The following is a 13,527-nucleotide window of genomic DNA, read 5'->3' as shown; positions in this document are numbered from 1 at the left end:
GATCAGCCAGCCGCAAGCCGCTCCGCCTCGATCAGATGAACACCTGATGCACCGGCCACCGCAGCGTCGATCAGCGCATCGGCGATTTTTTCTGCCGGGCTGATCCGGTAGCGCCTTGGCAGCACTGGCCCAAGCATCCCGAGAACCACCGACGCGATCCGCTCGCCCAGCCGGAATTCATCCCGGTCGCCGCCGATCAATCCTGGCCGCACGATGGTCAGCGACGCAAAGCCCACCGCCTTGATCGCCGCCTCGATCTCCCCCTTGGTGCGTGAATAAAGCAGCCGCGACGCCGCATCGGCGCCGAGCGATGAGTTCAGTGCAAAGCGCGTGGCGCCGTGGCGATGCGTGAGCCGCGCGACAGCGAGCGGGTAATCGTAGTCGACGGTGCGAAAGGCTGCATCCGATCCGGCCTTGGCCCGCGTGGTTCCGAGCGCACAGATAACACCATCCACGCCCCACCAGTCGGCCTGTTCCGGCAGATGATCGAAATCCACCAAAGGATTGTCGAGTTTGGGATGTGCATCGAGCGGTCGGCGGGTCGGCGCGACCAGTCGTGTGATGCGATCATCAACCAGCGCCTTGGCGACGACGTGACCGCCGACGAGACCGGACGCCCCCACCACCAGAATGCGTGTCATCTCTCACCTCCCCATATGGAAACGGCCTGAACCGCGAAGTTCAGGCCGCCTGTCTTATACGACGCTGACAGCGCTCAATTCAGCATCCGCTTCGCCGGCACGTCGAAGTCGGCAAGATCCGTCGCACCTGCCGGCACACCATTGAAGGTCAGCACATTGCCTTCCGTGCCGATCTCGACGCGGTCGCCGTCCCTGACATCACCCGCCAGGATCATTTCCGCCAGCGGGTCCTGCACGCTGCGCTGGATCACGCGCTTGAGCGGGCGGGCACCGTAAGCGGGATCCCAGCCCTTTTCGGCGAGCCAGTCGCGGGCGGCGTCATCGAGCGCCAGCACGATCTTGCGATCCTCCAGCAGCTTCAGCAGCCGGGCGAACTGGATCTCGACGATCCGTCCCATCTCGCTCTTCTGCAGCCGATGGAACAGGATGATCTCGTCCACGCGGTTGAGGAATTCGGGGCGGAAATGGGCGCGCACATTGCCCATCACCAGTTCGCGCACCGCCGACGTATCCTCGCCCTCCGGCTGGTTGACCAGGAATTCCGAGCCGAGATTCGACGTCATGATGATCAGCGTGTTGCGGAAATCGACGGTGCGGCCCTGACCATCGGTCAGGCGGCCGTCATCGAGCACCTGCAGGAGCACGTTGAACACATCGGGATGCGCCTTCTCCACCTCGTCGAACAGCACGACCTGATAAGGCCTGCGCCGCACGGCTTCGGTGAGCGCGCCGCCCTCGTCATAGCCGACATAGCCCGGAGGGGCGCCGATCAGCCGCGAGACCGAGTGCTTCTCCATATATTCGGACATGTCGAGCCGGACCATCGCCGTCTCGTCGTCGAACAGATAGGCGGCGAGCGCCTTGGTCAGCTCGGTCTTGCCGACGCCGGTGGGACCTAAGAACATGAACGAGCCGATCGGCCGGTTCGGATCCTGCAGGCCCGCGCGCGAGCGGCGCACCGCGGTCGAGACCGCACGCACCGCCTCGGACTGGCCGACGACGCGGCTGCCAAGGCTCAGCTCCATCCGCAGCAGCTTGTCCTTCTCGCCTTCCAGCATCTTGTCCACGGGCACGCCGGTCCAGCGCGAGACCACCTGGGCGATGTGATTGGCGGTGACCGCCTCCTCCATCATCTCGGAATTCTCGTTGGCCTCGATATCGGCCAGCCGCTTTTCGAGATCGGGAATGCGGCCATAGGCCAGCTCACCGGCGCGCTGATATTCGCCGCGGCGCTGCGCATCGGCGAGTTCGAGGCGCAGGCTATCGAGCTCGCTCTTGAGCTTCTGCGCATCCGACAGCTTGTTCTTCTCGGCCGACCATTTCTGGGTCAGCGCCGCGGATTTCTCCTCGAGTTCGACCAGCTCCTTTTCCAGATTCTCCAGCCGGGTCTTGGAGCCGGCATCGGTTTCCTTCTTCAGGGCCTCCTGCTCGATCTTGAGCCGGATGATCTCGCGATCCATCGAATCCAGCTCTTCCGGCTTGGAATCGACCTGCATCTTCAGCCGCGCCGAGGCCTCGTCCATCAGGTCGATGGCCTTGTCCGGCAGGAAGCGGTCGGTGATGTAGCGGTTCGACAGCGTGACGGCGGCAACCAGCGCGGAGTCCGTGATGCGCACGCCGTGATGCTGCTCGTATTTGTCCTTCAAGCCGCGCAGGATCGAGACGGTGTCCTCGACACTCGGCTCGGCCACGAAGATCGGCTGGAAGCGCCGCGCCAGAGCGGCGTCCTTCTCCACATGCTTGCGATATTCATCCAGCGTGGTGGCGCCGATGCAATGCAGCTCGCCGCGCGCCAAAGCAGGCTTCAGGAGGTTCGACGCATCCATGGCGCCATCGCCTTTGCCGGCGCCGATCAGCTGATGCATCTCGTCGATGAACAGGATGATGCCGCCTTCGGCCGAGGTGACCTCGCCGAGCACGGCCTTCAGCCGCTCCTCGAATTCGCCGCGATATTTGGCGCCGGCAATCAGCGCGCCGAGATCGAGCGACAGCAGCTTCTTGTCCTTGAGGCTCTCCGGCACGTCGCCATTGAGGATGCGCAGCGCCAGCCCTTCCGCGATGGCGGTCTTGCCGACGCCGGGCTCGCCGATCAGCACGGGATTGTTCTTGGTCCGTCGCGACAGAACCTGGATCGTGCGGCGGATTTCCTCGTCGCGGCCGATCACCGGATCGAGCTTGCCGTCGCGCGCCGCCTGGGTGAGGTCGCGGGCATATTTCTTCAGCGCGTCATAGGCGTTTTCGGCCGTGGCGGAATCCGCCGTACGGCCCTTGCGCAGCGCATTGATCGCGGCATTGAGATTTTGCGGGGTGACGCCGCCCTTGTTGAGCAGCTGTCCGGCCTCTGAGTCCTTGTCCAGTGTCAGCGCCAGCAGCAGGCGCTCGACGGTGACAAAGCTGTCGCCGGCCTTCTCGGCGGCCTGTTCGGCCGCATCCAGTGCGCGCGCCGTGGCGGGCGCGAGATAGACCTGCCCTGCCCCGGAGCCCGAGACTTTTGGCAGCTTGCCCAACTGGTCCTCGGTCGCCTTCAGGATCGCGCGGGAATTGCCACCGGCGCGGTCGATCAGACCGCCGGCGAGCCCTTCGCTATCGTCGAGCAGGACTTTCAGAATATGCAGCGGCGAGAATTGCTGGTGGCCCTCGCGCACGGCCAGTGATTGCGCCGACTGGATAAAGCCGCGCACCCGTTCGGTGTATTTTTCAATATTCATCGTGTGTTGTCCCTCGGCCTGCCGGTCTCGCCTCGAAAGCACGGGCCCGGCATCTTCATTGGGTGTCGCTGGCGTTAAAACCAGCTTGACCGAAATGTGGGCACCAAGTTCCGAAAAGGGAAGAGCCTCATATAAAATTTGGTATCCGGCCCCTGCCGTCATTGCGAGGAGCCCCTTGGCGACGAAGCAATCCAGCGCCATACGAAGGAAGAACTGGATTGCTTCGTCGCTTGCGCTCCTCGCAATGACGGTCCACCTCGAAGGCCCAACCATGACCGCACAGCCTTATGCCAGCCTCGCCAGCATCTATCGCTATCCCGTCAAGGGCCTGACGCCCGAGCCGCTGACCGATGTCGCGCTATCGCCCGGCCAGCCGCTGCCGGCCGACCGCCGCTATGCCATCGAGAACGGGCCGATCGGCTTCGATCCGGGAGCACCGCAATATTTCCCGAAGACGCAGTTCCTGATGCTGATGCGCAATGAGCGCCTGGCGGCGCTGCGCAGCCACTATGACGACGCCAGCCATACGCTGACCATCCGACAGGATGGCGCCGAGGTCGCCCAGGCCGACCTGCAGTCAGCCGAAGGCCGCGCGGCCATCGAGGCCTATTTCGCGGAGAACTTTGCCGACGAACTCCGCGGCCCGCCAAAAGTGCTGTTCGCCGAGGGCCACAGCTTTTCCGACGTCCCGCGCAAAGTGGTGTCGATCATCAATCTCGCCAGCGTCGCCGAGCTCGAAAAGACGATCGGTCAGCCGGTGCATCCGCTCCGCTTCCGCGGCAACCTGCATGTGTCGGGCTGGCCGGCCTGGCACGAATTCGACCTGCTCGAACGCACGCTGAAGATCGGCGATGCCCGCCTGAAGGTGGTGAAGCGCATCGTCCGCTGTGCCGCGACCAATGTCGATCCGGATACGGCGGCCCGCGATCTCACGATTCCGAAGACCCTGCAGCAGACTTATGGTCACGCGGATTGCGGCATCTATGCCGAAGTGGTCACCGGCGGCAGGATTGCACCCGGCGACCGGATCGAGGTGGAAGCGTAATCCCCGTCATTGCGAGCGAAGCGAAGCAATCCATGGCCGCAAGCGAAGACTGGATTGCTTCGTCGCTGCGCTCCTCGCAATGACGGAAACATTTTGTAGGGTGGGCAAAGGCGCTCTTGCGCCGTGCCCACCATCTTCTGTCGTGACAGCTGCGGTGGGCACGCTACGCTTTGCCCACCCTACACACCTCAGCTCGACGGCATCACATAGGCGTAGACGCGGCCCTTGGAATACGTGGACTCCGCGACGCGGTTGCCGTGATTGCCGGACACGATGATCGGATTGCCCTTGGCATCGATGCCCGACACGACGCCCACATGGCCGCCACGGCGGCCGCGCGACATCACGGCGATGGCGCCGACCTGCGGACCGGACAGACGCTGGCCATAGCTCGAGAACGAGCGTGCCATGTCGGAGCCCGAGCCCTGGTGGCCGGTGCGCTTCAGCACGAGATTCATGAACGCGGCGCACCAGAGGCGGCCGCGCGCGGTCGGATTGCCACGACCGATGAAGCTGCGCGCGGTGTCGACGAGACCCGAGCCACCGAAACCGCCCGACGGCTGGTTCATGCTCGCATTGGCATTTGCGAAATTTTCGGAATCGCCGAAGGACGGCGCCTGCTGCTCTGCGCGGGCGGCGTGACGGCGCAGAGTGCGCGAACGATGCCGGACATGCTTGCGAGAGCTGTGAGTATATTTGCTGACGTGATGCGAATGATGGCGCGAGGCGCCGTGCTGAGGCCGGGCAGAGGCCGGCGAGATGGAAGCAAAGATAGCTGCCGAACACAGCGCCAAGGCAGACAGGCGAAGTGCACGGCGATACGCAACAAAACGAACCATAGAAAGTTAACCCTCGTAATACCTCCGATCCCCAGATCGGAAACACGCTCCAACTTTGTGAGGGGTGTGTGAAAACAGGCTGCGTGTGACGAAAGCAAGACGTCAAACGGCGCGAATCTGGCTCATTTCTGGGCGCCGGACTTAGCTTTGCCTTCAAGTTTAACGATTCTAATACGTCTAGACATAGCAGCCTCCCGCTAAGCGGGAGGCTTTCGTATATTACCTATTTTGATTAGCTAGTTTTATTGCATCTTTGGGGTGCATGCGGGCAGCGGCGCAGCCTCTTCCGCCCTCATCCTGAAAGGATGACTGATAACGCGGTCCATGGAGCGCAGCACACTCTCGTCCCTCATGGTGAGGAGGCGCGTAGCGCCGTCTCGAACCATGAGTTGGCCTGGCGCAGAGCCCGCGGCCATCCTTCGAGACGCCGCTGCGCGGCTCCTCAGGATGAGGGACGGAGAAGCGAGCTGGGATTGCTGTCCCGAGCAAGTCCAGCCAAAATTACCCCATCGCTTGATGAGTCAGACTCTCAGGATGAGGGACGGAGTAATGACCGCGCTTTCCGCTCGCAAAGCGCCGCCGCCGTAGGGCGGATGAGCCGAAGGCGTAATCCGCCAGCCGAGTGCGTGTGGCGAAGAATGGCGGATGACGCTGCGCTCATCCGCCCTACGGCTTGATGTTACTTCTCCACCCGATGCAGCAGGAACACGCCCTGCTCGCCGAACAGATTCCAGAACCACCACGGCGCATTCAGGCGCAGCGGGCGACCATGAAGATCGAGCGCCACCGCGCGCTCCATCTTCACATGGATCTCGTCGCACAGATGCACGAAGTCCTTGATGGTGCAGAAGTGGATGTTCGGCGTGTCGTACCAGGTCGCCGGCAGGTTCTCGGTGCGCGGCATGCGGCCGCCCACGAGCAGCTGCAGGCGCATCCGCCAGAAGCCGAAATTCGGGAACGACACGATGGCGCGACGGCCGATGCGCAGCAGGTTTTCCAGCACCACGCGCGGCTGCCGCGTCGCCTGCAGCGTCTGCGACAGGATCACGTAGTCGAACGCATCGTCGGGATAGTTGATGAGGTCGGTGTCAGCATCGCCCTGCACCACAGCCAGCCCCTTGCCGACGCAGCGGTTCACGCCCTCGCGCGACAGCTCGATGCCGCGGCCGTCGATGCCGCGGCTTTCCAGCAATTGCAGCAGATCGCCGTCGCCACAGCCGACGTCGAGCACCTTTGCGCCGGCCGGAATCATGTCGGCGACAAGAACATGATCGCCGCGATAGTTTTCGAGACCGCGCGAGGCCGGGCGCGCGAGGCTGAAATGCAGGCCCTGTTGCGGCGCGTTCATTTTGCTGCCTCCGCCACGGGCAGGCCATGCACCGATGCCGCCGAATTCAGGAAGGCATCGGCGATGTCGAGAAACTCCGGCACGTCGAGCAGGAAGGCGTCGTGCCCCTTGTCGGTCTCGATCTCGGCGAAGGACACGCGCACGCCGCCGGCATTCAGCGCATGCACCACGTCGCGGGATTCCGCGGTCGGGAACAGCCAGTCCGAGGTGAAAGACATGAGGCAGAAACGTGTCTGCGTATCGCGAAAAGCTTCGGCCAGATGGCCGTTATGATCCGCCGCGATGTCGAAATAGTCCATCGCACGGGTGAGATAGAGATAGGAGTTCGCGTCAAAGCGCTCGACGAAGGACGAGCCCTGGTAGCGCAGATAGCTTTCCACCTGGAAATCGGCATCGAACGAGAATGTCGGCAGTTCGCGATCCTGCATGCGGCGGCCGAATTTGCGATGCAACGCGGCATCCGACAGATAAGTGATATGCGCGGCCATGCGCGCGACACCGAGGCCGCGATGCGGATGCGTGCCTTCCTCGAAGTAACGCCCGCCGCGCCAGTCCGGATCGGCCATCACGGCCTGCCGGCCCAGTTCATGGAACGCGATGTTCTGCGCCGAGTGCTTTGTGGCGCAGGCCACCGCCAGCGCGGAGAACACGCGCTCGGGATAGGCCGCGGTCCATTGCAGCGTCTGCATGCCGCCCATGGAGCCGCCGACCACACAAAACAGCTGCGTGATGCCGAGGCGGTCGATCAGCATGACCTGGGCGCGCACCATGTCGGGAATGGTGATGACGGGGAAATCGAGGCCCCAGATCTTGCCGGTGGCGGGATTGATCGAGGCCGGCCCCGTCGAGCCCATGCAGCCGCCCAGCACATTGGAGCAGATGATGAAGTAGCGGTCGGTATCGAGCGCCTTGCCCGGCCCGACCATGGTGCCCCACCAGCCCGGTTTGCCGGTGACGGGGTTTTTATTGAAAACGTGCTGGTCGCCGGTCAGTGCGTGGCAGATCAGGATGGCGTTGGTCTTGTCGGCGTTCAGCGTGCCGTAGGCCTGATAGGCGATCTGGAACGGAGCGAGATCGACGCCGCAATCGAGGCGCAGCGGCTCGTCGGCGCCGAATTTGGCGACCAGCGAACTCGGATTGTTGGCTTCGTGAAGGCGATCCTCGGGGGCGACCGAGACACTCTTCAAGGGCTGGACACTGACCATCGCGATACCCGGCTCCCTCGCGGGAGTCCTCCACACGGATACCGGGCACAAAAAACCCGGCCTGAACATACGGTTCGGCCGGGAGCAAACGTCCCCGGCCTGTTTAGCGAGTTATTTAACGTGGCTGCAAGCCGGCCGGCTCAAATGACCACGGAGTAGGCAGGGATCGTAGTCCCACCTTGGCCGACCGTCAATATAGGGCGAGGCTAGAACCATTTAAGTGGTTCCAGCCCGTGGCCATCCTTCGAGACGCCCGCTTCGCGGGCTCCTCAGGATGAGAGTGGCGTATAACGCCACAGACGCCCCTGATGGTGAGGAGCCCGCGCAGCGGGCGTCTCGAACCATGCAGGCCACGCACTCTCCACACCCTATGCGAGAGTCCGGCTGCGTTGGCCGGGATGACGATGTCATGTTTTCTTTGCTTTCATACCCCGTCTTACCTAATCAGGGGCCCTGTCTGCCCAAGGTCGCCCAAGGTCCGTTTTCATGTCGAAACTGCCCCCCGCCCCGCCGTCCCTGAATGAGCTCCGCCAGGAGATCGACAGCATCGACGCGCAGGTGCATCAGCTCCTGATGTCGCGCGGCGACATCATCGACCGGCTGATCTCGGTGAAGCAGACCCAGGAGGTCGGCTCCGCCTTCCGCCCGGCCCGCGAGGCCGACATGATGCGCCGCCTGGTGCAGCGCCATCGCGGCATCCTGCCCATTGACACCGTCGAGGGCATCTGGCGCGTGATCATCTCGACTTTCACCTACGTCCAGGCGCCGTTCTCGCTGCATGCGGATCTGTCGCTCGGCGAGAGCGCCATGCGCGATTCCGCCCGTTTCCATTTCGGCTTCACGGTGCCGTATATCTCCCATTTCAGCGCCGTTGCCGCCGTGGAAGCCGTGGCCAAATCCAAGGGCGACCTCGCGCTGGTCTCCGCCACCTCCGGCCAGACGCCGTGGTGGCATGAGCTGGAAGCCGAGGGCGTGCCAAAAATCATCGCCCGGCTGCCCTTCATCGAGCGCGCCGACCATCCGGCCGCGCTGCCGGTGTTCGTGGTCTCCCGGGTGGCCGACAGCGCCATGGTCACCGAGGTGGAATGCTGGAGCGTCCGCGTCTCCGGCTGGAACGCCGAGATCGCCCGCGCACTGGCGCCCCTGGCCGATGTGGTCGTGGTGCCGGATACCGCCTTCGACGGCGCCTCGCTGCTGGTCTCCATCAGCGCGCCGCAGACCTTCGACGGCATCAAGGCTGCCCTGATCGCAGCGGGGGCCTCGGTGCGGTCCTCCGCCCTCGTCGGCAGCCACGCAACCCGCTATACGGTGCCCGCAGACGGCGCGCCGCGCGCCTGAGCTTTTTCCAGACGATCCGGAGCTACCCCAATGTCCCGCCCCGTGCCGAAAGCCGGCATTCTCGATATCGCGCCCTACACCCCCGGCAAGAGCCCCACGCCCGAGGCCGGCCGCAAGGTGTTCAAGCTGTCGGCCAATGAGACGCCGTTCGGCCCGTCGCCGCATGCGAAGGAGGCCTTTGCCCGCGTCGGCACGCATCTCGAGGATTATCCGGAAGGGACGTCCAAGGTTCTGCGCGACGCCGTCGGCAAGCGCTACGGCCTCAACCCCGACAACATCATCTGCGGCGCCGGTTCGGACGAGATCCTGAACCTGATCGCCCATGTCTATCTCGGCCCCGGCGACGAGGCGATCCACACGCAATACGGCTTCCTGGTCTATCCCATCGCCACCATGGGCAATGGCGCCACCAATGTCGTGGCCAAGGAAATCGACTTCACCTGCAATGTGGACGAGATCCTGAAAGTCGTGACTGACAAGACAAAGGTCGTCTGGCTGGCGAACCCGAACAATCCCACCGGCAGCTATCTGCCGATCGCGGAAGTGAAGCGCCTGCGGTCGTCGCTGCCGGATCATGTCTTGCTGGTGCTCGACGCGGCTTACGCCGACTATGTCGGCAAGCCCGATTATGAGAGCGGCATCGACCTCGCCAAGACCACCGAGAACACCGTCGCCTGCTTCACCTTCTCCAAGGTGCACGGCCTTGCGGCGTTGCGCATCGGCTGGATGTTCGGTCCCGCCCATATCGTGGATGCGATGAACCGCGTGCGCGGCCCGTTCAACGTCTCGGCGCCGGCCATGCTCGCCGCCGTGGCTGCGATCGAGGACACCGGCCATGTCGAGATGTCGCGCGTCTTCACCGAGAAGTGGCGCGATCTTCTCACCACGGAAATCACGAAACTCGGGCTGAAGGTGACGCCAAGCGTTGCCAATTTCATCCTGATCCACTTCCCGACCACGGCTGGTCTCACCGCAGCGGACGCTGACGCGTTCCTGACCAAGCGTGGCCTGGTGCTGCGTGCGGTTGCCAGCTACGGCCTGCATCAGTCGCTGCGCATGACCATCGGCACCGAGGAAGCCAACGAGTTGGTGCTCGCCGCCTTGCGCGAATTCATGCAGCGCAATGACTGACGCGCCGCTCTTTCCACGCATCACGCTGATCGGGCTCGGCCTGATCGGCTCGTCGCTGGCGCGCGGCATCCAGCAGCTCGGCCTCGCCGGCGAACTCGTCGCCACCGATGCTTCGCCGGAAGTCCGTGCCCGCGCCGTGGAGATCAAGCTCGCCGATCGCATCGCCGACGACAATGCGTCGGCGGTAGCGGACAGCGACCTGATCATCTCCTGCGTCCCCGTCGGCCGCGCCGGCGATGTCGCGCAGAGCATTGCGCCGCATCTCAAGCCGGGCGCCATCATCTCCGATGTCGGCTCGGTGAAGGCGTCGGTGTTTGCCGCGATGTCCGAACATCTGCCGGCCAATGTGCATTTCATTCCTGCGCATCCGGTTGCCGGCACCGAGAATTCGGGCCCGGATTCCGGCTTCGCCGAACTATTCATGAATCGCTGGTGCATCCTGACGCCGCCTGACGGCGCTGATCCCGCGGCCGTCGAAAAACTCTCGACGCTGTGGTCCACGCTCGGCGCCAATGTGGAGATCATGGGCGCCGCGCATCATGATCTCGTGCTGGCTGTCACCAGCCATCTGCCGCATCTCATCGCCTATACAATCGTCGGCACGGCCGACGAGCTGGAGGATGTCACTCGCTCGGAAGTGCTGAAGTTCTCGGCCGGCGGTTTCCGCGATTTCACCCGTATCGCCGCCTCCGACCCCACCATGTGGCGCGACGTGTTCCTGACCAACAAGGACGCGGTGCTGGAAATGCTCGGCGCGTTTCAGGAAGACCTGTCGAAGCTGACGCGTGCCATTCGGCGCGGCGATGGCGAGACGCTGTTCGAGCATTTTACGCGCACGCGGGCGATCCGCCGCGGCATCGTGAATCTCGGCCAGGATGAAGCCGCCGCGGATTTCGGCCGTAAGCATGCGGCGTTGAAGAAGAAAGACAGCTGACACGGCGCTCGCAGCCTGTGGCCATCCTTCGAGACGCCCGCTTTGCGGGCTCCTCAGGATGAGGGCTGAGTATGGCGCTGTAGAAGACCCTCATGGTGAGGAGCCCGCAAAGCGGGCGTCTCGAACCATGCAGGCCGAGCACTCTCCCCATCCGCGCTCAGTCACAGGCGATAGCCCTGCCCGCAAGCGGGCAAGGGAAGATCAAAACAACGGCGGGATCTGCGCGACCTTCAGCGCCCCGAAGAACACCGCCCCATCGACGAACTTCAGCGGAAACGCCCGCGCCGGCTTGCCTTCCAGCGTGGCCGGCGCGCCGATCGAATTCACGCCCGCAGCCAGCGCCCCGCCTGCATTCTTGCGCGCGAAATTGCCGAGGCCGGGGATCGCACGATCCAGCGCGCCCAGAAGATTGTTCACGTCCTGCGACTTCACGCCCGGTGCGAGACGATCCAGCGTCTCCTGCGGCACGCCCATTTCCAGCAGCTTGTCGATGCCCAGTGCATTGATCGCCTTGTCGAGCCCCGTCACCGTCATCTGCAATTCGCCATCGAGATTGCCCGCCGCCGTCAGACCGAGCACGCCGGTGGCGAGCGAGACAATCTCGCCGGACTGCACCCGCGATTGCGTGATCTGAAGACGACCGCCCGCCGCCTGGATCTCGCGAAAGCGCTGCGGCCACGGCTTCGGCTCGATATTGTTCAGGCCCGATACCAGCGTGCGGATATCCGCATCGAAGGGTGCTGCGAGCAGCGGATGCACATCGGCAATGCTGCCGGACGTCACTTGAAAGGCGGTCTCGATGATCGGCCTTTCAGCGGTGGAGTTCGGCGCAGTGCGACCATGGAGCGCGACCCGCTTGGCGCGCACCACCGACGCCGACGCATTGCCGGCGAAGCGATCCAGAGACAGATCGTCGAATACCAGGTCGCCGCTATCCGGCGTGCCCGGCAGTCCAGTGATGCTGCTGCGCGCATTACTCCAGCCCATGGCCATCCAGGGCTGGCCAGCCTGCGAGATGACCGCAGGCGCCTTGAACTCGGCGATCAGCAGGTTCGGCGTATAGATCTGCGCGACGACAAGAATTTCACCGAGTTTTGCGGTGACCGGAATCTGCGTGGCATTCTGCGTCGCCGTCTGCGCCTGTAGCGCCACGCTGACGCCATCACACCGCACTTCGAGACGGAACGGGAAGCCCGCCACCGAACGATTGGCGCAATCATATTTGCGCCCGGCGAGCGCCTCGCGCGCCTGCCACAGTTCGACATTCTCATCGACCTTGGAAGCGGCAAAGAACCAGAAGCCGGTCCAGGCAAGACAGATGACGACCAGCACCACGGGCATGAAGAACAGGAGCCCGAGACGGCGGCGGCGAGGTTCAAGAATGTCTGACATGATGGACCCTAGAGCGCAGGAATTTGTCGAAACGGCGGTGCCGACGGGAGGTTTCCTTCGCATGATCGGCTGGCTTCGACCAGTGCGCGTTTTACCGCCGTCATTGCCGGCGCGGCGCGCTGCTCAAGGACCTTCGCACATGGATGAAGAGGGTGCTCGGCCTGCATGGTTCGAGACGCCCGCTTCGCGGGCTCCTCACCATGAGGGACTTTTACAGCGTCCATACTCTTCCCTCATCCTGAGGAGCAGCCGACTTCGGCCGCGTCTCGAAGGATGGCCACGGGCGACGTCGTCGCCAAGAGGCTTCTCGCAATGACGGGGTGTGTTGTGCTAGTGCGACCTCATGACCCCGCTCAATTCGCCAGCCCCTGTCTCCGATCATGACCTCTGGGTGTTCGGCTATGGCTCGCTGATGTGGCGACCGGGCTTCGATTTCATCGAGCAGCTGCCGGCCCGCCTGATCGGCGAGCACCGCGCGCTCTGCGTCTATTCCTTCGATCATCGCGGCACGCCGGAAAAGCCGGGCCTCGTGCTCGGCCTCGACCGCGGCGGCGCCTGCCGCGGCATCGCCTTTCGCGTGGCGGCGGACAAGAGGGATGCGACCATCGCCTATCTGCGGGAGCGCGAGCAGACGACGGGTGTGTATCGCGAAGTGATGCGTTCGGTCTGGCTCGACGACCACGCCCGCTCGCGGGTGAGCGCGCTGACCTATGTGGCCGATCGCAGCCACGTCCAGTATGCAGGCCGGCTGTCGCTTTCCGAGCAGCTCCGTGTCGTAAAGCAGGGCCACGGCCGCTCGGGCAACAATCTTGATTATGTGCTGTCGACGGTGAAGTCCATCGAGGCACAGGGGTTCAAGGACGCGCAGCTGCACAAGCTCGCGATGATGCTGCATGAGTGAGAAGTAAAGCGCGGACCTTTTCCCTCCCCCAAGCGGCGAAGCCGC

Annotated in this window: 11 protein-coding genes and 1 riboswitch; of the genes, 5 read left to right on the top strand and 6 right to left on the bottom strand. The window is 63.8% G+C overall.

From position 1 onward, the window contains the following. Window positions 1-2 precede the first annotated feature (2 nt). Both AC1RQ5_RS04785 and clpB read right to left on the bottom strand, forming a co-directional pair. Window positions 3-641, bottom strand: a complete 639-nt coding sequence (locus AC1RQ5_RS04785; RefSeq protein ID WP_493197310.1) for a Rossmann-fold NAD(P)-binding domain-containing protein — start codon at window positions 639-641, stop codon at window positions 3-5. Window positions 642-715: 74 nt separating this feature from the next. Further along, window positions 716-3,349 carry an ATP-dependent chaperone ClpB gene (gene clpB, locus AC1RQ5_RS04780; protein WP_493197308.1) on the bottom strand — a complete coding sequence of 878 codons (2,634 nt, stop codon included), beginning with the start codon at window positions 3,347-3,349 and terminating at the stop codon, window positions 716-718. A gap of 271 nt (window positions 3,350-3,620) precedes the next feature. On the opposite strand from clpB, the gene AC1RQ5_RS04775 reads away from it, so the two are divergent. Next, window positions 3,621-4,394 (top strand): MOSC domain-containing protein, encoded by a 774-nt coding sequence (locus AC1RQ5_RS04775; RefSeq protein ID WP_493197306.1) that lies wholly within the window; start codon window positions 3,621-3,623, stop codon window positions 4,392-4,394. A 188-nt stretch (window positions 4,395-4,582) separates the two neighbouring features. On the opposite strand, the gene AC1RQ5_RS04770 is transcribed toward AC1RQ5_RS04775, so the two are convergent. The 3 genes from AC1RQ5_RS04770 to metX all read right to left on the bottom strand — a co-directional run bounded on the left by AC1RQ5_RS04770 (window position 4,583) and on the right by metX (window position 7,786). After that, window positions 4,583-5,233 (bottom strand): TIGR02594 family protein, encoded by a 651-nt coding sequence (locus tag AC1RQ5_RS04770; RefSeq protein ID WP_493197304.1) that lies wholly within the window; start codon window positions 5,231-5,233, stop codon window positions 4,583-4,585. A gap of 679 nt (window positions 5,234-5,912) precedes the next feature. Then, on the bottom strand, window positions 5,913-6,581 hold the full coding sequence (metW, locus tag AC1RQ5_RS04765; protein WP_398484028.1) for a methionine biosynthesis protein MetW: 669 nt from the start codon (window positions 6,579-6,581) through the stop codon (window positions 5,913-5,915). Continuing rightward, on the bottom strand, window positions 6,578-7,786 hold the full coding sequence (gene metX, locus AC1RQ5_RS04760) for a homoserine O-acetyltransferase MetX (protein WP_493197302.1): 1,209 nt from the start codon (window positions 7,784-7,786) through the stop codon (window positions 6,578-6,580). The genes metW and metX overlap by 4 nt, the downstream gene beginning before the upstream one ends. Before the next feature lie 82 nt (window positions 7,787-7,868). Then, window positions 7,869-7,948: riboswitch (SAM riboswitch) on the bottom strand. Between the two features lie 324 nt (window positions 7,949-8,272). Here metX and AC1RQ5_RS04755 point away from each other — a divergent pair. From AC1RQ5_RS04755 to AC1RQ5_RS04745, 3 genes are read left to right on the top strand one after another with little or no spacing between them, the layout of a single operon-like run. Next, window positions 8,273-9,124 (top strand): chorismate mutase, encoded by an 852-nt coding sequence (locus AC1RQ5_RS04755; protein ID WP_398484032.1) that lies wholly within the window; start codon window positions 8,273-8,275, stop codon window positions 9,122-9,124. Between the two features lie 30 nt (window positions 9,125-9,154). Beyond that, a complete protein-coding gene (hisC, locus tag AC1RQ5_RS04750; protein WP_493197300.1) occupies window positions 9,155-10,255 on the top strand; it encodes a histidinol-phosphate transaminase in 1,101 nt (366 codons plus the stop codon). Further along, window positions 10,248-11,189, top strand: a complete 942-nt coding sequence (locus tag AC1RQ5_RS04745) for a prephenate/arogenate dehydrogenase family protein (protein ID WP_493197298.1) — start codon at window positions 10,248-10,250, stop codon at window positions 11,187-11,189. The genes hisC and AC1RQ5_RS04745 overlap by 8 nt, the downstream gene beginning before the upstream one ends. Window positions 11,190-11,390: 201 nt before the next feature. Here AC1RQ5_RS04745 and AC1RQ5_RS04740 read toward each other — a convergent pair whose 3' ends face one another. Further along, the gene (locus AC1RQ5_RS04740; RefSeq protein WP_493197296.1) at window positions 11,391-12,581 is read right to left on the bottom strand and encodes a DUF2125 domain-containing protein; all 1,191 of its coding nucleotides are present in this window, start codon (window positions 12,579-12,581) and stop codon (window positions 11,391-11,393) included. 343 nt (window positions 12,582-12,924) lie between these two features. Here AC1RQ5_RS04740 and AC1RQ5_RS04735 point away from each other — a divergent pair, with 343 nt between their 5' ends. After that, window positions 12,925-13,482, top strand: a complete 558-nt coding sequence (locus AC1RQ5_RS04735; protein WP_398484040.1) for a gamma-glutamylcyclotransferase — start codon at window positions 12,925-12,927, stop codon at window positions 13,480-13,482. The last annotated feature ends 45 nt before the right edge of the window (window positions 13,483-13,527 follow it).

The sequence above is a fragment of the Tardiphaga sp. GW821-FHT12E02 genome (assembly GCF_058807155.1).
Note: the sequence above shows the minus strand (reverse complement) of the source record. Positions and strands in the feature narration are given on the sequence as shown.